We start from the raw sequence: 19672 nt of genomic DNA on the forward strand, positions 1-19672 counted from the left end.
ATTTCCCAAAACAGGGAAGACCGAGCAAAGCCGCTCGACCCGCCGTGAAATCTCACGGTGCGTGTCAGCGGCTCTTTTTGTTTTTCCGGTCAGCCAACCTCCTCACCCCGCGCCGACTGGATGCCAGGAAAGGACATCGTTCCATGAAGACGTATATCGCTGCTTTGGCTGCGACCACCGCGCTGATCAGCCCGGCCCTCGCCCAGGATCTGGAAGTCGACGAATTGACCTTCGGCTTCATCAAACTCACCGACATGGCGCCTTTGGCTATTGCCTACGAGATGGGCTATTTCGAGGATGAGGGCCTGTTCGTCACCCTCGAAGCGCAAGCCAATTGGCGTGTCCTGCTGGACGGCGTCATCGACGGCACGCTGGACGGTGCCCACATGCTGGCAGGCCAGCCGATCGCCGCCACCATCGGCTACGGCACCCAGGCCAATATCATCACACCTTTCTCGATGGATCTGAACGGCAACGGCATCACCGTCTCGAACGAGGTATGGGAGCTGATGCGCCCGCATATCCCATCGATGGACGATGGCCGCCCGCAACACCCGATCAGCGCCGAGGCCCTGGTGCCGGTGGTCGAACAATACCGCGATGAAGGCACACGGTTCGACATGGGCATGGTCTTCCCGGTCTCGACCCACAATTACGAAATCCGCTTCTGGCTGGCCGCTGGCGGGTTGAACCCCGGCTTCTACAGCCCTGAAGACATTACAGGAACCATCGATGCGGATGTGTTCCTGAGCGTCACGCCGCCACCGCAAATGCCCGCCACTTTGGAGGCCGGCACGATCTTCGGCTACGCCGTGGGCGAGCCGTGGAACCAGCAAGCAGTGCAGCGCGGGATTGGTGTGCCGGTGATCACCGATTACCAGCTGTGGCCGAACAACCCGGAAAAAGTCTTCGGCATTACCGAGGAATTTGCCGAGGAAAACCCCAACACGACACAGGCCATCGTCCGGGCGCTGATCCGGGCGGGCATGTGGCTGGACGAGAACGACAATGCCAACCGCGAAGAGGCCGTCAGCATCCTATCCTACCCCGAATATGTGGGTGCGGATGAAGAGGTGATTGCCGCCTCGATGACCGGCACGTTCGAGTTCGAGCCCGGCGATGTGCGGGAGATCCCGGATTTCAACGTGTTCTTCCGCTACTACGCGACCTACCCCTATTATTCGGACGCGGTCTGGTACCTGACCCAGATGCGCCGTTGGGGTCAGATCGCAGAGCCGCAGACGGACGAATGGTACCATGAGGTCGCGGCGCAGGTGTATCGCCCAGACATCTATCTGGAGGCCGCGCGCAGCCTGGTAGAGGACGGTTTGGCCAATGAGGCCGACTTCCCCTGGGACACGGACGGGTTCCGCGAGCCGGTCTCTGAGATGATCGATGGCATCACCTATGATGGCCGCACACCCAACGCCTATATCGACGCCTTCCCCATCGGTCTGACCGGGGAACAGACCGTCGTGAATGGCGAGGTGCAGGGATAGTTCCCGAAAAAATGCTGCGGGTGCCAAGGATGCGCGCCCGCAGGACTGCCCAAAAATTGGGCGGCGAAAGCGGCATAATGAACCTGTCGTGAAGCTGTAATTTTTCTGTAGTTACACACGCCGTTACGCCGCCCGCTCATCGCCCATGCTGCATTGCAGAAAAGGACGCCAGAGATGACGACGGTAGACCCGAATTTCGACGCCGACCGAGAGGCCCGCCGCGAGCGGACCTTCACCCGGATCAACAAGGCCGACACCTGGTTCAAGGTTTTGGGCCTGGCCTGGATCACGCCGATGCTGCGCGCGGCGGCGGGCGACAATCCCCGCGCCCAGGTCGGTGAGATCTGGCGGCTGCTGGGTGTGCCGCTTTTGGCGATTGCGGCCTTCCTGGTTCTTTGGGGATCGGTCGCACCGCAGGTCCAGACCTCCCTCGGCGCCATTCCCGGCCCGACGCAGGTCTGGGAACAGGTCATCAACCTGAATGCCGATGCCGAACGCACGCGCGAGCGCGCCGATGCTTTCTATGCGCGTCAGGATGAACGTAACGCCGAGCGCGTCGCCAATGGCGAAGAGCCACGCTACCGCGAATTCACCGGCGCGCCGACCTATTATCAGCAGATTTGGACCTCGATCAAAACGGTCTTCTTCGGCTTTCTGATCGCCACTGTCGTCGCCGTGCCCCTGGGCATCGCAGCGGGCCTGTCGGTGACGGCCAATGCGGCGCTGAACCCGATCATTCAGATCTTCAAACCGGTCAGCCCGCTGGCCTGGTTGCCGATCGTGTCCATCGTCGTCTCGGCCGTCTACACCACCGATGATGGCTGGTTCGAGAAATCCTTCCTGGTCTCGGCCATCACCGTGACGCTCTGTTCGCTGTGGCCCACCCTGATCAACACGGCCCTGGGCGTCGCGAGCATCGACAAGGATTTGGTCAACGTCTCGAAGGTGCTGAAGATGGGCACCTGGACCAAGATCACCAAACTGGTCCTGCCCTCGGCCCTGCCGCTGATCTTCACCGGCCTGCGCCTGTCGCTCGGCGTCGGTTGGATGGTTCTGATCGCCGCCGAAATGCTGGCGCAGAATCCGGGCCTTGGCAAATTCGTCTGGGATGAGTTCCAGAACGGATCGTCGCAAAGCCTCGCCAAGATCATGGTCGCTGTCTTCACTATCGGCATCATCGGCTTCCTGCTGGACCGGCTGATGTTCACGATCCAATCGCTCTTCACCTTCACCAACAACCGCTGAGGGCATGGGAATGGCTGTTCTTGAGCTAAACGACGTGTCCAAGAGCTTTGGCGAGACGCCGGTTCTGAAGGACATCAACCTTCAGGTGCAGGAGGGCGAGTTCCTTGTCCTTCTGGGGTTCTCGGGCACCGGCAAGACAACGCTGATCAACCTGATGGCGGGTCTTGAGATGCCGACGAAGGGCAGTGTCACCTTCAAGGGCGCGCCGGTGACCGAACCGGGCCCCGAGCGCGGTGTGATCTTCCAGAGCTATTCGCTGATGCCGTGGCTGACGGTGAGCGGGAATGTGGGCCTGGCGGTCGACACGATGTTTCCGGGCCTCAGCAAGGCCGAGCGCGCCGACAAGGTCGCCCATTACGTGAAGATGGTGGGGCTGAGCCATGCGGCCACGCGGCGCCCGGCGGAATTGTCGGGCGGGATGCGGCAGCGGGTGAATGTGGCGCGTGCGCTGGCGATGGACCCCGAGATGCTGTTGCTGGATGAGCCGCTGAGCGCGCTGGATGCGCTGACCCGCGCCAATCTGGCCGAAGAGATCGAGCGGATTTGGGAGGCCGACAAGAAGACCTGTGTGCTGATCACCAATGATGTGGATGAGGCGATCTTGCTGGCCGATCGGATCATCCCGTTAAACCCCGATGGCACGTTGGCCGAGGCGTTTGAGGTGACGATCCCGCGCCCGCGCGACCGGAACGCGATGAACAATGACGAGACGTTCAAGCGCCTGCGTGCGGAGGTGACGAAGTATTTGATGGATGTGGGGATCGAGGCGAAGGTCGAAGGCAGCCGGGTGCTGCCCGAGGTGACGCCGATCCACGGCGTGCCCAGTGCGGTGGCGAAGGCGCAGGAAGGCATGATCGCGGAGCGGTTCCTGGATTTCAGCCAGCTTCACAAGGTCTATCCGACACCCAAGGGACCGCTGACCGTGGTCGAGGATTTCGACCTGAAGATCAACAAGGGCGAGTTCATTTCGCTGATCGGCCATTCGGGCTGCGGGAAGTCGACGGTGCTGACCATGGCGGCCGGGCTGAATGCGATCTCAAAGGGCGCGATCAAGCTCGACGGGCGCCATGTGGAAGGTGCCGATCCGGAGCGCGCGGTGGTGTTCCAGTCGCCGTCGCTGTTCCCCTGGCTCAGCGCCAAGCAGAACGTCGCGATTGGTGTGGACAAGGTCTATCCCAGCGCGTCCCAGGCCGAGCGGCAGGATGTGGTGGAATATTACCTGGAACGCGTGGGCCTGGCCGATGCGATGGACAAGCAGGCCGCCGATCTGTCGAACGGGATGAAACAGCGGGTTGGCATCGCGCGGGCCTTTGCGCTGTCGCCGAAGCTGCTGCTTCTCGATGAGCCCTTCGGCATGCTCGACAGCCTGACGCGGTGGGAATTGCAGGAAGTGCTGATGGAGGTGTGGTCGCGCACGAAGGTGACGGCGATCTGCGTCACGCATGATGTGGACGAGGCGATCCTGCTGGCCGACCGCGTGGTGATGATGACGAACGGGCCGCAGGCCACAATCGGCAAGATCACCGAGGTGGACCTGCCGCGCCCCCGCACGCGCAAAGCGCTGCTGGAGCACCCGGATTACTACACCTACCGGCAGGAAGTGCTCGATTTTCTGGAGGAATACGAGCACGGCGCGAAACCCAAACCGAAAAAGCCGGAAACGGCCATCGCGGCGGAGTGAGGGGCATGCAGACATTGATCAACCTATTGCACCCGGCATCGCCGGGCAGCCCCCGACCCTCCCCCCGGGAGGGGGCTATCACCCCCAGCCAGGCTCGGGCGCTGCCCTGTGTTCAGACACAGCCACGCCAATCAAGGGGAGAGCAGAGATGAAACAGAACCTCGTCGTGATCGGCGCGGGCATGGCCTCGGGGCGGGTGTTGGAGCACCTGACCGAGGCCGCGCCGGACGCGTTTGACATCACGCTTTTCAACGCCGAGCCGCGCGGCAATTACAACCGCATCATGCTGAGCCCGGTCCTGTCGGGCGAGAAGACCTATGACGAGATCGTCACCCATGACGATGCCTGGTATGCGGAGCGCGGCATCACCTGCCGCTTCGGTGAGAGGGTGCTCGAGATCGACCGCGAGGCCAAGGTCGTTGTCGGCGAAAACGGGCATGTGCCCTATGACAAGCTGATCCTCGGCACCGGCTCGAACCCGTTCATGATCCCCCTGCCCGGCCATGATCTGGACGGCGTGATCGCCTATCGCGATCTGGAAGACACCGAGCGGATGATGGGCCTGGGCGCAGGTCACAAATGCGTGGTGATCGGCGGTGGCCTTCTGGGGCTGGAAGCCGCCGCAGGCATGGCCGCACGGGGCGTGGATGTCACGGTGGTGCATATCATGGGCCACCTCATGGAGCGGCAATTGGACGAAGCGGCGGGCTATCTTTTGAAGAAATCGCTGGAGGACAAAGGCATCACGATCCGGCTCCAGGCGAATTCCAAGGAAATCCTGGGCGAAGACGGGCGCGTGAAGGCACTGCTGCTGGAAGATGGCACCGAACTGCCCTGTGATTTGCTGGTGATGGCGGTGGGGATCCGGCCCAATGTGGCGCTGGGTCAGGCGGCGGGGCTCGCCGTCGGTAAGGGCGTGCATGTGGATGATCAGATGGTTACCTCTGATGCCGATGTGCTGGCCGTGGGCGAATGCGTCGAACATCAAGGCGCGATCTTTGGCCTCGTGGCGCCGCTCTATGATCAGGCCAAGGTCGCGGCCCAGACGCTATTGGGCGAGGAGGCGGCTTTCGTTCAGAAAAGCCTGTCGACCAAGCTGAAGGTCACGGGGTGTGATCTGTTCAGCGCCGGTGACTTCGCTGAGGGCGAGGGGCGGGAGGACATCGTGTTCCGTGACCCGGCGCGCGGGGTTTACAAGCGACTGGTCTTGGACGGCTCCAAACTGATCGGCGCGGTGATGTATGGCGATACGGCCGATGGCAATTGGTTCTTCGGCCTGATCAAGGACGGCACCGATATCGAGGAAATGCGCGAGACTCTGATCTTCGGGCCCGCCTATCAAGGGGGGGCCGCCGTGGACCCTCTGTCAGCCGTTGCAGCCTTGCCGCGTGATGCGGAAATCTGTGGCTGTAACGGCATTTGCAAAGGCACCATCGTGGACGCGATTTCGGGCGGTGCCACCGATCTGGGCGCGGTGAAAGCGACCACAAAGGCGAGCGCGTCTTGCGGGACCTGCACCGGGCTGGTGGAGCAGCTTCTGCAAGTCACGCTAGGCGACGCGTTCCAGATGCCGACGGCGCAGCCGGTCTGTGGCTGCACCGATCTGAGCCACGAGGATGTGCGACGGCTGATCAAGACCAAACCGCTGCAAAGCCAGGAGGCGGTGTGGCAGGAGTTGGGCTGGAGCACTCGGAACGGCTGCCATGTCTGCCGCCCGGCGATCAATTTCTACCTGCTGGCGGATTGGCCGCTGGAATATCAGGACGACCCTCAGAGCCGGTTCATTAATGAACGCAAGCACGCCAATATCCAGAAAGACGGCACGTTCAGCGTGGTGCCGCGGATGTGGGGCGGGATCACCACCCCAGACGAGCTGCGCGCGATTGCCGATGCCGCCGACAAATACGATGTGCCGACCGTGAAGGTGACCGGCGGCCAGAGGATCGATCTGCTGGGTGTGAAAGGGGAGGATTTGCCCAGCATCTGGTCGGATCTGAACCGCGCGGGCATGGTCTCGGGCCACGCCTATTCCAAGGGTCTGCGCACGGTGAAAACCTGTGTGGGCACCGACCATTGCCGGTTTGGAACCCAGGATAGCACCGGTTTGGGCATCAAGCTGGAAAAGGTGCTGTGGGGGTCGTGGACGCCGCACAAGCTGAAGCTGGCCGTATCGGGATGCCCCCGCAATTGCGCCGAGGCGACGTGTAAGGATATCGGCGTGGTCTGTGTCGATAGCGGCTATCAGATCAGCATCGGCGGTGCCGCGGGCATGGATGTGAAAGAGACCGAGTTGCTGATCCAGGTGCCTACCGAAGCGGAAGCGATCGAGGTGGTGATGGCGGTCACGCAGCTTTACCGCGAAGGCGCCAAATATCTCGACCGAATGTATAAATGGATGGCGAAGGTGGGTCTGGACTGGATCAAGGAACAGATCGAAGATCCCGAGACGCGCCAGGCCCTGGTGGCCCGGTTCGAGCTATCGCAGAGCATCTATCGCAAGGATCCTTGGGCCGAACATGCGCAGGACCGGGCCGAGACCTATGCGCCGCTGGCGGATCTGACATTGGAGGCGGCGGAATGAGTCCTTGTTTGATTGGGGGGCTCTGCCCCCGGCTGCGCCTCCCCCGGGATATTTTTGAAACAAAGAAAGGGCGCGGCCATGGCCTGGATTGATATCGGTGCCTTGGAGGCCGTGCCGGTGCGCGGCGCGCGCGTGTTGAAGACGGATATGGGCTGCGTGGCGGTGTTCCGTACCGGCGAGGCAGAGGTGTTTGCCACCGACAACACCTGTCCCCACAAGGGGGGGCCGCTGGCCGAGGGGATCGTGCATGGCCAGCGTGTGACTTGCCCGCTGCACAATTGGGTGCTCGATCTGAACAGTGGTGAGGCTGTGGGGGAGGATGCGCGGATTGCGACCTATCCGCTGCGTGTGGAGGCCGGGCGGATCCTGATCGATGCGACAGAACTGACGCGGCGGAGTGCTGCGTGATGGACGGCGCGGACGCCCCGGAGACGCGGTCGACCTGCCCCTATTGCGGGGTCGGGTGTGGCGTGCTCCTGCGGCCTGACGGGGCGGGTGGCCTGGCGGTACGGGGCGATCCGGAGCATCCGGCCAATCACGGGCGGCTCTGTTCCAAGGGCTCAGCTTTGGGCGAGACGGTCGGGCTGTCGGGGCGCCTGCGCGCGCCGATTGTGGGCGGCATTGAGACCGGGTGGGACGAGGCGCTGCAATTGGTGGCGGACCGGTTTTCGCGGGTGATCGCCGAGCACGGGCCGGATGCGACGGCGTTTTACGTCTCGGGGCAATTGCTGACCGAGGATTACTACGTCGCCAACAAGCTGATGAAGGGCTTCATCGGCTCGGCCAATATCGACACAAATTCGCGGCTGTGTATGGCGTCGAGCGTGGCGGGGCATAAGCGTGCCTTTGGCAGTGACACCGTTCCCGGCACCTATGAGGATCTGGATGAGGCCGATCTGGTGGTGTTGGTGGGTTCGAACCTGGCGTGGTGTCATCCGGTTTTGCACCAACGGTTGCTGGCCGCGCGGGCCAAGCGCGGGACGAAGATCATCGTCGTGGATCCGCGGCGCACGGCAAGCTGCGCCGAGGCCGATCTGCATCTGGCGCTGGCACCGGGGGCCGATGTGGCCTTGTTCAACCGGCTTCTGACAGCGATCCACGGGGGCGGGGCGCTGGATGCGCAGTTTCTGCGCCACACAGACGGGATCGACGCGGCCCTGGAGGCCGCGCGCGCCGATGGCGGCGAGACCGGTCTGAGTGCCGTGGATGTGCAGCGCTTTTGCGACATGTGGATCGCCCATGAAAAGGTCGTGACGATCTACAGCCAGGGCGTGAACCAATCGACCAGCGGGGCCGACAAGGTCAACGCGATCCTGAATTGCCACCTGGCCACGGGCCGGATCGGCAAGCCCGGTATGGGGCCGTTTTCCGTCACCGGGCAGCCCAATGCGATGGGCGGGCGCGAGGTCGGCGGGCTGGCCAATATGCTCGCCTGCCACCTGGATCTGGAAAATGCCCATCACCGCGCGGCTGTGCGCGGGTTCTGGGATGTGCCGCACGTGCCGGATGCGCCGGGGCTGAAGGCCGTTGATATGTTCCGCGCGGTGGGGGACGGGCGCATCAAGGCGTTGTGGATCATCCACACCAATCCCGCCGTGTCGATGCCCGAGGCGGATGCGGTGCGCGATGCGATAAAGGGCTGCGAGTTTGTGGTGGTCAGCGATGTGACCGGCGCCACGGATACCGCGCGGCTGGCCGATGTGCTGCTGCCCGCCGCCGCCTGGGCCGAGAAGAGCGGGACGGTCACCAATTCCGACCGTACGATCAGCCGCCAGCGGGCGGTTCTGCCTGCGCCGGGCGCGGCGCGGCCCGATTGGGATATCCTGGCCGAGGTCGGGCGCCGCATGGGGTGGAGCCGCGCATTCGACTACCAAAACCCCGCAGAGATCTTCCGCGAATATGCTGCTCTGTCGGGCGTGGCCGGGCGATTGGGGCGGGATTTCGATATCTCCGGCCTCGCGCAGATCACCGATGCTGAATATGACGCGCTGGCCCCGACCCGCTGGCCAATCACCGATACACGCCGGGGCGGCCGGTTCTTTGCCGACGGGCAATTCTTTCATAAGAACACACGGGCCAAATTGCTGCCTGTCACCGCGCGTCCGCCAGCAAGTGCGCTGAGCGGCGCGGCGCCGTTCCGGCTGAATACCGGGCGGATCCGCGACCAGTGGCATACGATGACGCGGACCGGCCTGTCGGCTCGGCTTTCAGGGCATCTGGCCGAGCCATTCCTTGAACTCCACCCGGCGGATGCCGCGCGCCTTGGCATCGGCGCTGCGGATCTGGTGGCGGTCACAAACAGCCATGGTCGCGCCATTCTGCGCGCCTGGATCACCGATACGGTGCAGCCCGGATCGGTCTTTGCGCCGATCCACTGGACCGGGGAAACCGCGCCATCGGGGCGGATTGACGTGCTGGTGCCGGGGGCGGTCGATCCTGTTTCAGGCCAGCCGGAAAGCAAGGCCGCCGCCGTGCAGGTGGCGCGGTTCGCGGCGGATTGGTATGGGTTCGCCATCTCGGCCCGTCCAATGCACCCCGATGCCCCCTATTGGGCGCTCGCCAAGACCGAGGCGGGCTACCGGGCTGAATTGGCGGGGATGGGCCAGGTCCCTGATTGGACGCGCGCCGCGCGGGATCTGTTTGGCCTGCCCCATGCCGCGCCGCAAAGCATCCTGGACCCGGCGCGGGGTGTGGCCCGCATCGCCTTTCACGACAGGTCCGGCATGCTCAGCGCGGCGCTGATCGTCGGGCCAAAGCCTGTTGCGGTCATGCGCGATTATCTGGCCGGGCTGCCGGGGACCGAGGCGCCCGATGCCCTGACCGGTCTTATGCCAGCGGACCGGCCCAATCCGGGCCCGATCCTGTGTTCGTGTTTTGGCGTCGGTGTAAACAGCATCGTCACGGCCATCGAGACCCAGAATCTGCTGAGCGTCGAGGCGATTGGCGCGGCCCTGGGGGCGGGCACGAATTGCGGATCGTGCCGACCGGAAATCGCCGATCTATTGCGTGCGGTCAGCCGCCAGGAGGCTGCGGAATGAGCCTGTCGGACCATGTGCGCACCTTGGGCCGCGGCCCCGGACGGTCACGGTCGCTGACGCGGAACGAAGCGGAAGACGCCATGGCGCTGATGCTGTCGGGTAAGGCCGCGCCTGAGGCTGTGGGCGCCTTGCTGATGCTGTTGCGGATGAAGGGCGAAACCGCCGAGGAAATCGCCGGATTGGCCCATGGGGCACAGGCCAACCTGCCAGAGCTGGGGCACGTGGACCTGGATTGGCCCAGCTATGCGGCAGGGCGCACGCGCGGTCTGCCGTGGTTCCTGCTATCGGCGAAGCTGGTGGCGATGGCGGGGCACTCCGTGTTGATACATGGGTTTAACGGCCCGGACGCGGCTGTGCGGGCGGGGGTCGCCGCGCTTGGGATCGGCGGAGAAGGCAACCTCCGCTACCGCGCGCTGGAGACCCTATCGCCCGACCTGTTCCGCTTGCTACGCCTACGGGATGTGCTTGGCCTGAGATCCTGTGTGAACACAATCTGTCGGATGTTGAACCCGGGTCGGGCCAAAGCCTCGGTCCAGGGGGTGTTTCACCCGTCCTACCGGATGTTGCAGGCCGATGCCGCGCAAGTGCTGGGCTGGGACAGCCTGAGCGTGATCAAAGGCGGCGGTGGAGAGTTCGAATGCAACCCGTCCAAAGACGTGGCGGGCTTTGGCCTGCGCGCCGGTGCGCATTGGCAGGCCACCCGGGCCGCCAGCATCGCCACCCCACGCAGACTGGCCGATGACAGCGACATGTCCGCCCTGCCCGCCCTGTGGAATGGGGCGCGGTCCGATCCCTTCGCCGAACAGATCGTCTTGGCCACCGCCACCCTGGCGCTGGACACATTGGGGGACGCCACCCCGGACACCACCGCGCATAGGCTTTGGGCCAACCGCGCATCCGAGCTCGCCGCCTGAAAAGGAGCCCGCCATGAAAAGCTTTCCGATGTTCATCCGCACCACGGGGCGCCGTGTCATCATTGTCGGCGGCGGCGAACAAGCGGCGCAAAAGGCGCGGCTGATCCTGAAGACCGATGCACAGATCCTGTTGATCTGGCCGGAGCTTGAGCCGGAATTGCAGGGATTGGTCGAGGATGGGCGCGCGGAATGGCATCGCGGCACCGTCGAGGCGGCGCTGTTCGAAGGTGCTGCGATGGCCTTTGTCGCCACCGGCTGCCCGGGCAGCGACGGAGCCATCCACGCGCTGGTCACGGCGGCGCGCTGCCCTGTCAATGTCGTGGACCGGCCCGATCTGTGCGACATCACAACGCCGTCGCTGGTGGATCGCGACCCGGTGGTTGTGGCGATTGGCACAGAGGGTACGGCGCCGGTGCTCGCGCGGCAGATCAAAACCCAGGTGGAGCAGATGCTGGCGCCCAATCTGGGCGGTTTGGCAGCGCTGGCCGGGCGGTTGCGCGGGGCCGTGGCGCAAGGCGTGCCGCGGGCCAAGCGGCGCGGGTTCTGGCGCTGGGTTTTCGATGGCGAACCGCGGCGGGACTGGACGCGGGGGGCCGAGCGCGACGCCGCCAAGGTGCTGAAAGCCGCCATCGCCGCCGGGCAAGCGCCGGATCAACGGGAAGACGGATTGATCACCCTGGTCGGGGCCGGGCCCGGCGCAAAGGATCTGCTGACGCTGCGCGCGGTTGCCCGCCTGCAAGAGGCCGATGTGATCTTTTACGATCGGCTGGTCGATGAAGAGGTGTTGGAACTGGCCCGCCGCGATGCCGAGCGGGTCTATGTGGGCAAGGTCGTGGGCGCGAATGCCTGGCCGCAGGACAAGATCAACGCGCTGATCGTGGCCGAGGCGCGCAAGGGGTTGCGTGTGGTGCGGCTGAAATCCGGCGATCCGGGTGTGTTTGGCCGCGCGGGCGAAGAGATCACCGCTGCCGAGGCCGCCGGGATCAAGGTGGACATCGTGCCGGGTGTGACCGCCGCCTGTGCCGCCGCGGCCAGTGCGGGGCTCAGCCTGACGGAACGGGGCAAGACCGATACGCTGGTGCTGAGCACCGGCATGGCGCGGCCGGGCGCGCCTCTACCCGATGCTGCGCGGCATGTGGGGCCGGGCACGACATTTGCGCTTTACATGGGTGTGACACAGGCCGGGCGGGTCAGCGGAGATCTGATCGCCAAGGGGATGCCACCGCAATCGCCCGTGACCGTGGTGGCCGAGGCTTCAAAGCCAGGCGAGAAGACCGTGACCTGCGCGCTGTCGGACCTGGCCGCGCGGCTGGAGGTCGAGTCGATCAGCGGCTGCGCCACGATCCTCGCGCAATGGCCGCAGAACGCCGTGCAACAGCCTTTGTCTGCGCTCAGCGCCTAGCGCAGAACAGCGGCGAACCCATCGGCGACCTGCGGTAGAACCGCCTGCGACAGCCCGGCCACGTTGATCCGCCCGTCATCGGCCATGTAGATCCCATGGGCCTCGCGCAGATGGGTGACCTGATCCGGGGTGAACCCGGTATAGGAGAACATGCCTTTCTGATCGGTTAGGAAGGACAGATCGCGGGTTACCTGCCGCTGTTCTAACATCTGGCGCAGGCTTTGGCGCATATCGGCGATGCGCCCGCGCATCTGCGCCAGCTCCGCCGCCCAACCGGCGCGCAAATCTGGATCGGTGAGAATCGTGGTCACCACCTGTGCCCCGTGATCCGGCGGCATCGAGTAATTGGTGCGGATCATGTTCTCCGCCGCGGCAAAGGCGGTTTGGGCGTGGCCCGCCTCTGCCCCCATCAGGGTCAGCGCGCCGGTGCGCTCGGCATAGATGCCGAAATTCTTCGAAAACGAGCTGGCGATCAGCATCTCGGGCACATGGGCCGCCATATGGCGCAGACCCGCGACATCGTCCTCAAGCCCGTCGCCCATGCCCTGATAGGCGCAATCGACAAAGGGGATCAGGCCCTTCTGCGCCAGCAACTCCGTCAGGTCCCGCCATTGCGGCAGGCTCAGGTCGACACCGGTGGGACTGTGGCAACAGGCATGCAGCAGCACGACCTCGCCAGCGCGCGCGGATGTGTCCAGCTTGTCCATCATCGCGCCGAAATCCAACCGCCGATCCGCGGGCCGGAAATACGGGTACGCCGCGACCCGCAGGCCCGCGCGCTCGGCAACCGGGATATGATTGGCCCAGGTGGGCGTACTGACCCAGATCTTCTGATCCGGTGTCAGATTGGCCAGGACATCGCAGCCGACCCGCAGCGCGCCCGATCCGCCCGGGGTCTGCAGGCTGACAACCCGACCCGCCGCGAGTTGCGGTGCGTCTTCGCCCAGCAGGAGCGGCGCGACAAGGGCCCGAAATTGCGGCGATCCGGCAATGCCCAGATAGGTCTTGGTGGCCTGTGTCTCGACCAGACGACGCTCGGCGGCCTTCACGGCGCGCATCACCGGCACGGCACCCGTTTCATCCTTGTAGACCCCGACAACCAGATCGACCTTGCTGTCGCGCGGATCGGCCTGAAAGGCCTGCATCAGCGCAAGGATTTGATCGACCTCGCTGGGTCGTTTGGTTTCAAACATCGAAGATCCCTCGGTTCGCGCCCTATCCGCGCAGTTCAAATCCAACAGGTTGGAATGTGCAAGCGCGGATGCGGGGCCTTGTATCGGGCGCGTTCGCTGTGCATCACTCGCCCCGACGGAGGGGCGGCGATGGCCATTAAGGTTGTGATAAACGGGTTTGGGCGGATCGGACGATCGGTCTTGCGCGCCTGGTTGCTGGGCGGCGGACGGCATGGCCCGACCTGGCCCGACATCGAGATTGTGGCGATCAACGATATCGCCGCGCCGGACACCTGCGCGTATCTCTTCGAATTCGACAGCGTCTTTGGGCCCTATCCCGGCGATATCAGCATCGTCGAGGGCGATTTGGTGGTGGATGGCCGCCATATCCGGTTGAGCCAGGAACGTGACACCGGCGCGCTGGCCCTGGGCGACGTGGATATCCTGATGGAATGCACCGGGCGCGGCAGCCGCGATGTGGCCGAGGCCGCGCTGTCTGCCGGGGCGGGCCGGGTTTTGGTCTCGGGCCCCGCGATCGACCCTGATCTGACCCTGGTTCTGGGCGCCAATCACGAGACGCTGCGCCCGGAGCATCGGATTGTCTCGAATGCCTCCTGCACCACCAATGCGCTCGCGCCACTGGTCCGCCTGATTGACGAGACCTGGGGTTTGGATTCGGGCCTGATGACAACCGTGCATTGCTATACCGGCAGCCAACCCACCGTGGACATGCCCATGCGCGATCCGGCGCGCTCCCGCGCAGCAGCGTTGAGCATGGTGCCCACCACAACCTCCGCCGAAAAGCTGGTCGATATCGTCCTGCCGCATCTGGCAGGCCGGGTGACGGGATCGGCGGTGCGGGTGCCCTCGGCCAGCGTGTCCTGCGTGGATCTGGCGGTGATGACCCGCGACCGGCCCCAGGCCGATGAGGCGCACGCCTTCTTTGCCGGAACCAAAGATGCGGTGATCGGGTTCACCGACCAGCCGCTGGTCAGTTCGGACCTGCGGGCGCGGCCTGAATCCCTGATCATCGCGGGGCCGGAGATCAAACGCTCCAAAGGCGGGATGCTGCGGGTCTTTGGCTGGTACGACAATGAATGGGGCTTTTCGTGCCGGATGCTGGATGTGGCGCGGATCATGGGACAGCAAGCGGCCCAGTGACGCTGCGAGAGACGAACGCCGCCCGCACCGCACGCGGCGCCTAACGGAAAAGGATGGATATGATGGCCGATTGGCAAGCCTGGAAGAAAGAAGCGGCTTATATCGGAGGCGCGTGGATCGGCGCCGATAGCGGCAAGACAATCGATGTGACGAACCCGGCGACGGGCGAAGTGATCGGGACCGTGCCCGCCTGCGGAAGCGAAGAGACCGCGCGGGCCGTCGAGGCCGCCGCCGCCGCCCTGCCGGACTTTGCCGCGCTATCGCTGATGGACCGCGTCGGTCTGCTGTGGAAGCTGCACGATGCGCTGATGGACAACCAGGCAGCCCTGGCCGAATTGCTGACCGTTGAGATGGGCAAACCCCTGGCCGAGGCGAAGGGCGAGATCGCCATCGGCGCGCAATATGTGCGCTGGTTTGCCGAAGAGGCGCGCCGCGCCAAGGGCGAGATCGTACCCGCCGGCGTGACTGGCCGCCGCATCCTGGTGACGAAACACCCGATTGGCGTGGTGGGGATGATCACGCCGTGGAATTTCCCCTCGTCAATGTTGGCGCGCAAGATCGCGCCCGCTTTGGCCGTGGGCTGCCCGGTGGTCGCGAAACCGGCCACTGCGACGCCTTATTCGGGGCTTGCCTGGGCGGCCTTGGCCGAAGAGGTCGGCTATGGGCCGGGCGTGGTGAATGTGCTGACCGGATCGGCGCGGAAGATCGCGGGCGCGATGATGGACGATGCGCGGGTGCGCAAGATCACCTTCACCGGCTCGACCGAGGTGGGTAAGGAACTGATCCGGCAATCGGCTGATACGGTCAAAAAGGTCTCGATGGAATTGGGCGGCAATGCGCCCTTCATCGTGTTCGACGATGCCGATCTGAACGCTGCGGTCGAGGGCGCGATGGTCTCGAAATATCGCAATTCCGGGCAAACCTGCGTCTGCGCCAACCGGATTTATGTGCAGGGCGGGATCCATGACGCGTTTGTCGAAAAGCTGGTCGAGAAGACTCGCGCGATGAAGGTGGGTGACGGACGCGAAGACGGTGTGGTGCAGGGCCCACTGATCGACGCAGATGCCGTGGCCAAAGTCGAGGACCTGCTGGGGGACGCGAAAGACAAGGGCGCCCATGTGGAATGCGGCGGCGCGCCCCACGATCTGGGTGGTACGTTCTATGAACCCACGGTTCTGACCGGCTGCACCCAGGATATGGCCTTTGCCCAGGACGAGATCTTTGGTCCGCTGGCCCCGGTGTTCAAATTCGACACCGAGGAGGAGGCGATTGCGATGGCCAATGACACGGTGTTTGGCCTGGCCAGCTATGCCTATACGCAGGATCTGGGCCGCGCCTTTCGGCTGAACGAGGGGTTGCAATACGGAATGATCGGGATCAATTCCGGCCTGATCACCACGGTCGAGGCGCCTTTTGGGGGCGTGAAGGAAAGTGGCTTGGGCAAGGAAGGCGGCAGCCAGGGTTTGGAGGATTACCTGGAGACGAAATACGTCTGTATCGACGGGATCTAGTTGTCTCGCCGCGCCTGCGGCGCGTCGACCGGCTGGGGGGATTCATCCCCCCAGACCCCCCGAGGGTATTTCGCGCCAATGGAAGGGGCGGTCAGTCCCAGGTGAGACCGGCGGGTGGGATGGTATTGCCCTCGAATTCGACCGCCTCGGGGCCGTGATTGAAGATGAAGCGGGTTTTGCCCGTATCGCGGATCCGGATATCGGGGGGCAGGGTTTGGGGGTTGAGCCCGGCTTGTCTTGCGGCGCGGTCGAGCAGTCGGGCCAGCAGCGCCTCGTCCGGCCAGCCCGCGAGATAGCTGAGCGTGCCGTTTTGCGCGGCGATGGGGGCGCCGGTGACGTCGCTTTCCAGCACTTGAGCCGTCGTTTCGATCTGTTCGCGCCACAGTTGAACGGCGCCGCCCTGTTGCACCGCGACCGGCATATCGGGGCGCAAAGTCTCGATCCGCGAGATCGTGACATCGAGGCCGGGGATATTGGGTGGCAGGGGCACCGGGATGTGGAGCGCATCGCTTTTCGCATTGGTCCGCGGGCCGAGAAGAATTTGCGCGTCGCTGGCCGCGATGGCTTGCTTCAAAGGCTCTGACAAGGTGATCACGCCCGGGATCAGGACCAGTTTGTAGCCATCCAGCGTGCCGCAATGGGGCGGCAGAATATCGACGCTGAGGCCAAGCTTCCGCAGACCGCGATACATGTCGAAGACCAGACGGAAATAGTCGCATCCCGCGCCTTGGGGCTGGACGGTCCAGGCCCAGCTGGATGCGTAGTCGAAGATCAGCGCCACCGGGGCCTGGGCCTGTTCGACATCGGGCATCTCTTTGAGTTCACTGGCGACCTGCGCGGCCTCGGCGAAGGCTTCGGCGGCGACGCTGTCGGGGCGCAACAGGCCTGCATGGTATTGTTCTTGCGCGAAAGGCGCCTGACGCCAGCGGAAATAGGCGACGCAATCGGCGCCGTGGGCGAAGGCCTCCCACGTCCAAAAGCGGACCATTCCGGGCAGTGGCGCGGGGTTGTGCGGGGCCCAGTTCACCGGTCCGGGTTGCTGTTCCATCACCCACCACCGGCCCAGCCCATCGCTCGCGGCCTCTGCCGGGCGGCGGCCCACGGCACGGTAGAGATCGTGGTGAAAGGCCTGGAAATCGGGATCGCCCTGGCGGGCATAACGGGCCTTGTGGGCAGCGCTTGCCTCAAGACGATCTTCAAGGAAGCCAAGGGGATAGCTGTCCCATGTGGCGATTTCCATCTGCCGCCCGGTGGCGAAATGATCGAAGGCAAGTTCACGGCCCATGTAATTATGGCTGATCGGCGCATCGGAAAATGCGCGGATCGCATCAACCTGCGCCGCGTTGAAGCGCGCCACCTGATCGGAACTGAAGCGGCGAAACTCCAGCGCGTGGGACGGGTTGGGCTCGGTGACGGTCAGATTGGGCAGATCGATCTGGTCGAAGCGATCATATTCCATCGACCAGAAGACGTTGCCCCAAGCCGTATTCAACGCCTCGATCGTGCCATATCGCCGTTTCAGATATGCGCAAAACGCATCTCTAGCGGCCTGGCTATACGACATGACGCTATCATGGCAGCCATATTCATTGTCGGTCTGCCACGCGGCGATGCGGGTGCCGAAGCGTTCGGCCAGAAGGCGTGTGATGCGCACGGCCTCGTCGCGATAGCCGCTATGGGAAAAGCAATAGTGCCGCCGCGAGCCGAATTTGCGCGGATTGCCCAGGGCGTCGACGGCGAGCATGTCGGGATGCTTGTCCAGCATCCAGCGGGGCGGCGTGGCGGTGGGGGTGCCCAGCACGACCTTGAGGCCCGCGCCGGTCAGCACATCGATGGCGCGGTCGAGCCAATCGAAGCGCAGATCGCCCGGTGCGGGTTCCAGACGGCTCCAGGCGAACTCGCCGATACGCACCCAGGTGAGCCCCAGATCCGCCATGCGGCGCGCATCCTCGGCCCAGATCTCTTCGGGCCAATGTTCGGGATAGTAGCAGGTGCCAAGGGTGCGTTTGAGACTCATAGCCGAACCTGGTGTTCAGCCTGACCCTTGATGTCGGTGGCGATGTGGAAGGTCTGGCCCGAGCGCGGCGCAGCGCGAAGCGCGTCTTCCGACAGGCCCTGGCGGGCGGAGGTCACGTAGAGCGCGTCCCTGCCGAAGGCCGGACAGGTGGGCTGCGGCACGGGCAGCGCAATTTCTTCTATAAGATTCCCCTCAGGGCTGTAGCAGGCAAGCCGCGAACCGCCCCATTCGGCACAGACGAACCGCCCCTCGGCATCGACGATGGCGCCGTCGGTGTTCACGTCACTGCCGCGATGATCGAGAAAGATCTCAGGGGCGCCATCGGGCCAACCATCGGCATCGAGCGTATAGCGCCAGACGATCTGCGCGGCGGTATCGGCGAAATAGGCGTGGCGACCATCCGGCGTGAAACAGGTGCCGTTGGGAATGGTCACACCATCGCGGATCTGACGCAGCTCCCCGCGATAGAACCGATAGAGCGCTCCTGCCTCGGGTTGGGCATCGCGGCCCATCGTGCCGATCCAAAACCCGCCCTGGGGATCGGCGCGGCCATCATTGGAGCGGGTGACAGGATTGTCGGCCTCGAGCGCCACGATAGGCTCTGAGCTGCCGTCGCGCAGGTCAAAGCGGATCAGATCGGTGGCCGACGCGATCAGCAGGTGATCGTCATCCACCCACCCCGCCGCCGAAACGGGGCGGTCAAATTGCCAAACCTGCCCCTGGGTCAAAAGCCGGTGGCCCAGAATGTCGAACCAATAGAGCCGCTGACGTGTCGGATGCCACAATGGCCCCTCGCCCAATTGGCAGGGGGTCGCGTCATGCACCGTTACACTCATACAAGCGGGCCTTTGGTGGCGGTATCATAGGCGTCGACAATCTTGGCGGCGCGGGTGCCAACCTCGGCCGCGGACAGGCCGGGTTTGTAGAGCGCAGAACCGATACCGAAGCCGTCGGCGCTGGCCGCCATCCATTCTCCGAAATTCTCTGGCCCGGCGCCGCCCACCGCATAGACCTGCGTGCCCGGAGGCAGAATGGCGCGGATCGCCTTGAGGCCTTTGGGCCCCACCAGATCGGCGGGGAATATCTTCAGACCATCGGCCCCCGCATCCAGCGCAGCGAAGCATTCGGTCGGGGTCAGCACACCAGGATAGCTTTGCAGGCCGAGGCGCTTGGTTTCGGTAATGACATCGACATTGGCATTGGGCGACACGATCATCCGGCCACCGATATCGGCGACGGCACGCACATCGTCAGGCGTCAGAACGGTCCCCGCGCCGATCATTGCGCGGTCCCCAATCGCTTTGGCCATGGCGCCAATGGAGGCGAGTGGGTCTGGCGAGTTCAACGGCACCTCGATCCGGTCGATCCCGGCCTCCAGAATGGCCTGGGCCACAGGCACGGCATCGGGCGGCGTGATGCCGCGAAGGATCGCAATCAAAGGGCGAGACATG

Annotated in this window: 14 protein-coding genes; 10 read left to right on the forward strand and 4 right to left on the reverse strand. The window is 64.4% G+C overall.

Going from position 1 to position 19672, the window contains the following annotated elements; all coding sequences use genetic code 11:
- Nucleotides 1–143: 143 nt before the first annotated feature.
- From V8J82_RS05455 to cysG, 8 genes are all read left to right on the forward strand, one after another.
- Nucleotides 144–1499: a CmpA/NrtA family ABC transporter substrate-binding protein gene (locus tag V8J82_RS05455; RefSeq protein WP_339972952.1), complete on the forward strand. Its 1356-nt coding sequence runs from the start codon at nucleotides 144–146 to the stop codon at nucleotides 1497–1499.
- 174 nt (nucleotides 1500–1673) lie between these two features.
- Nucleotides 1674–2744: an ABC transporter permease gene (locus V8J82_RS05460; protein WP_339972955.1), complete on the forward strand. Its 1071-nt coding sequence runs from the start codon at nucleotides 1674–1676 to the stop codon at nucleotides 2742–2744.
- 10 nt (nucleotides 2745–2754) lie between these two features.
- On the forward strand, nucleotides 2755–4425 hold the full coding sequence (locus V8J82_RS05465; protein WP_339972957.1) for an ABC transporter ATP-binding protein: 1671 nt from the start codon (nucleotides 2755–2757) through the stop codon (nucleotides 4423–4425).
- Between the two features lie 148 nt (nucleotides 4426–4573).
- Nucleotides 4574–7006, forward strand: a complete 2433-nt coding sequence (nirB, locus tag V8J82_RS05470) for a nitrite reductase large subunit NirB (protein WP_339972959.1) — start codon at nucleotides 4574–4576, stop codon at nucleotides 7004–7006.
- A gap of 78 nt (nucleotides 7007–7084) precedes the next feature.
- Nucleotides 7085–7414 carry a nitrite reductase small subunit NirD gene (nirD, locus tag V8J82_RS05475; RefSeq protein ID WP_339972961.1) on the forward strand — a complete coding sequence of 110 codons (330 nt, stop codon included), beginning with the start codon at nucleotides 7085–7087 and terminating at the stop codon, nucleotides 7412–7414.
- Nucleotides 7414–10044 (forward strand): molybdopterin-dependent oxidoreductase, encoded by a 2631-nt coding sequence (locus tag V8J82_RS05480; RefSeq protein WP_339972963.1) that lies wholly within the window; start codon nucleotides 7414–7416, stop codon nucleotides 10042–10044. The genes nirD and V8J82_RS05480 overlap by 1 nt, the downstream gene beginning before the upstream one ends.
- Nucleotides 10041–10958, forward strand: coding sequence for a glycosyl transferase family protein (locus V8J82_RS05485; RefSeq protein WP_339972966.1), 918 nt, complete (start codon nucleotides 10041–10043; stop codon nucleotides 10956–10958). Before V8J82_RS05480 ends, V8J82_RS05485 begins: the two co-directional genes overlap by 4 nt.
- Before the next feature lie 13 nt (nucleotides 10959–10971).
- Nucleotides 10972–12360 carry a siroheme synthase CysG gene (cysG, locus tag V8J82_RS05490; protein ID WP_339972968.1) on the forward strand — a complete coding sequence of 463 codons (1389 nt, stop codon included), beginning with the start codon at nucleotides 10972–10974 and terminating at the stop codon, nucleotides 12358–12360.
- Here cysG and V8J82_RS05495 read toward each other — a convergent pair.
- Nucleotides 12357–13553, reverse strand: coding sequence for an amino acid aminotransferase (locus V8J82_RS05495; RefSeq protein ID WP_339972970.1), 1197 nt, complete (start codon nucleotides 13551–13553; stop codon nucleotides 12357–12359). The two genes, cysG and V8J82_RS05495, sit on opposite strands and share 4 nt — an antisense overlap.
- Before the next feature lie 129 nt (nucleotides 13554–13682).
- Between V8J82_RS05495 and V8J82_RS05500 the strand changes: the two genes are divergently transcribed.
- The gene (locus V8J82_RS05500; RefSeq protein WP_339972972.1) at nucleotides 13683–14693 is read left to right on the forward strand and encodes a type I glyceraldehyde-3-phosphate dehydrogenase; all 1011 of its coding nucleotides are present in this window, start codon (nucleotides 13683–13685) and stop codon (nucleotides 14691–14693) included.
- A 62-nt stretch (nucleotides 14694–14755) separates the two neighbouring features.
- The gene (locus V8J82_RS05505) at nucleotides 14756–16204 is read left to right on the forward strand and encodes an NAD-dependent succinate-semialdehyde dehydrogenase (protein WP_339972974.1); all 1449 of its coding nucleotides are present in this window, start codon (nucleotides 14756–14758) and stop codon (nucleotides 16202–16204) included.
- 91 nt (nucleotides 16205–16295) lie between these two features.
- Here V8J82_RS05505 and V8J82_RS05510 read toward each other — a convergent pair whose 3' ends face one another.
- Genes V8J82_RS05510 through V8J82_RS05520 form a run of 3 tightly spaced genes read right to left on the reverse strand, consistent with a single transcriptional unit; the run spans nucleotide 16296 to nucleotide 19671 of the window.
- Nucleotides 16296–18221, reverse strand: a complete 1926-nt coding sequence (locus V8J82_RS05510; RefSeq protein ID WP_339972976.1) for a beta-galactosidase — start codon at nucleotides 18219–18221, stop codon at nucleotides 16296–16298.
- A complete protein-coding gene (locus V8J82_RS05515) occupies nucleotides 18218–19057 on the reverse strand; it encodes an SMP-30/gluconolactonase/LRE family protein (protein WP_339972978.1) in 840 nt (279 codons plus the stop codon). The genes V8J82_RS05510 and V8J82_RS05515 overlap by 4 nt, the downstream gene beginning before the upstream one ends.
- Nucleotides 19054–19671: a 2-dehydro-3-deoxy-6-phosphogalactonate aldolase gene (locus V8J82_RS05520; protein WP_339972980.1), complete on the reverse strand. Its 618-nt coding sequence runs from the start codon at nucleotides 19669–19671 to the stop codon at nucleotides 19054–19056. Before V8J82_RS05520 ends, V8J82_RS05515 begins: the two co-directional genes overlap by 4 nt.
- Nucleotide 19672: the final 1 nt, after the last annotated feature.

It is taken from the genome of Gymnodinialimonas mytili (assembly GCF_037544085.1).
GTDB lineage: Bacteria > Pseudomonadota > Alphaproteobacteria > Rhodobacterales > Rhodobacteraceae > Gymnodinialimonas > Gymnodinialimonas mytili.

Excerpts from the sequence above, each read along its gene's own strand:
- V8J82_RS05495 (WP_339972970.1), bottom strand. The coding sequence starts at position 13,553 with ATGTTTGAAACCAAACGACCCAGCGAGGTCGATCAAATCCTTGCGCTG.
- nirB (WP_339972959.1), top strand. The coding sequence starts at position 4,574 with ATGAAACAGAACCTCGTCGTGATCGGCGCGGGCATGGCCTCGGGGCGG.
- V8J82_RS05515 (WP_339972978.1), bottom strand. The coding sequence starts at position 19,057 with ATGAGTGTAACGGTGCATGACGCGACCCCCTGCCAATTGGGCGAGGGG.
- V8J82_RS05465 (WP_339972957.1), top strand. The coding sequence starts at position 2,755 with ATGGCTGTTCTTGAGCTAAACGACGTGTCCAAGAGCTTTGGCGAGACG.
- V8J82_RS05485 (WP_339972966.1), top strand. The coding sequence starts at position 10,041 with ATGAGCCTGTCGGACCATGTGCGCACCTTGGGCCGCGGCCCCGGACGG.
- V8J82_RS05505 (WP_339972974.1), top strand. The coding sequence starts at position 14,756 with ATGGCCGATTGGCAAGCCTGGAAGAAAGAAGCGGCTTATATCGGAGGC.
- V8J82_RS05455 (WP_339972952.1), top strand. The coding sequence starts at position 144 with ATGAAGACGTATATCGCTGCTTTGGCTGCGACCACCGCGCTGATCAGC.
- cysG (WP_339972968.1), top strand. The coding sequence starts at position 10,972 with ATGAAAAGCTTTCCGATGTTCATCCGCACCACGGGGCGCCGTGTCATC.
- V8J82_RS05460 (WP_339972955.1), top strand. The coding sequence starts at position 1,674 with ATGACGACGGTAGACCCGAATTTCGACGCCGACCGAGAGGCCCGCCGC.
- V8J82_RS05480 (WP_339972963.1), top strand. The coding sequence starts at position 7,414 with ATGGACGGCGCGGACGCCCCGGAGACGCGGTCGACCTGCCCCTATTGC.
- V8J82_RS05510 (WP_339972976.1), bottom strand. The coding sequence starts at position 18,221 with ATGAGTCTCAAACGCACCCTTGGCACCTGCTACTATCCCGAACATTGG.
- V8J82_RS05500 (WP_339972972.1), top strand. The coding sequence starts at position 13,683 with ATGGCCATTAAGGTTGTGATAAACGGGTTTGGGCGGATCGGACGATCG.
- V8J82_RS05520 (WP_339972980.1), bottom strand. The coding sequence starts at position 19,671 with ATGTCTCGCCCTTTGATTGCGATCCTTCGCGGCATCACGCCGCCCGAT.
- nirD (WP_339972961.1), top strand. The coding sequence starts at position 7,085 with ATGGCCTGGATTGATATCGGTGCCTTGGAGGCCGTGCCGGTGCGCGGC.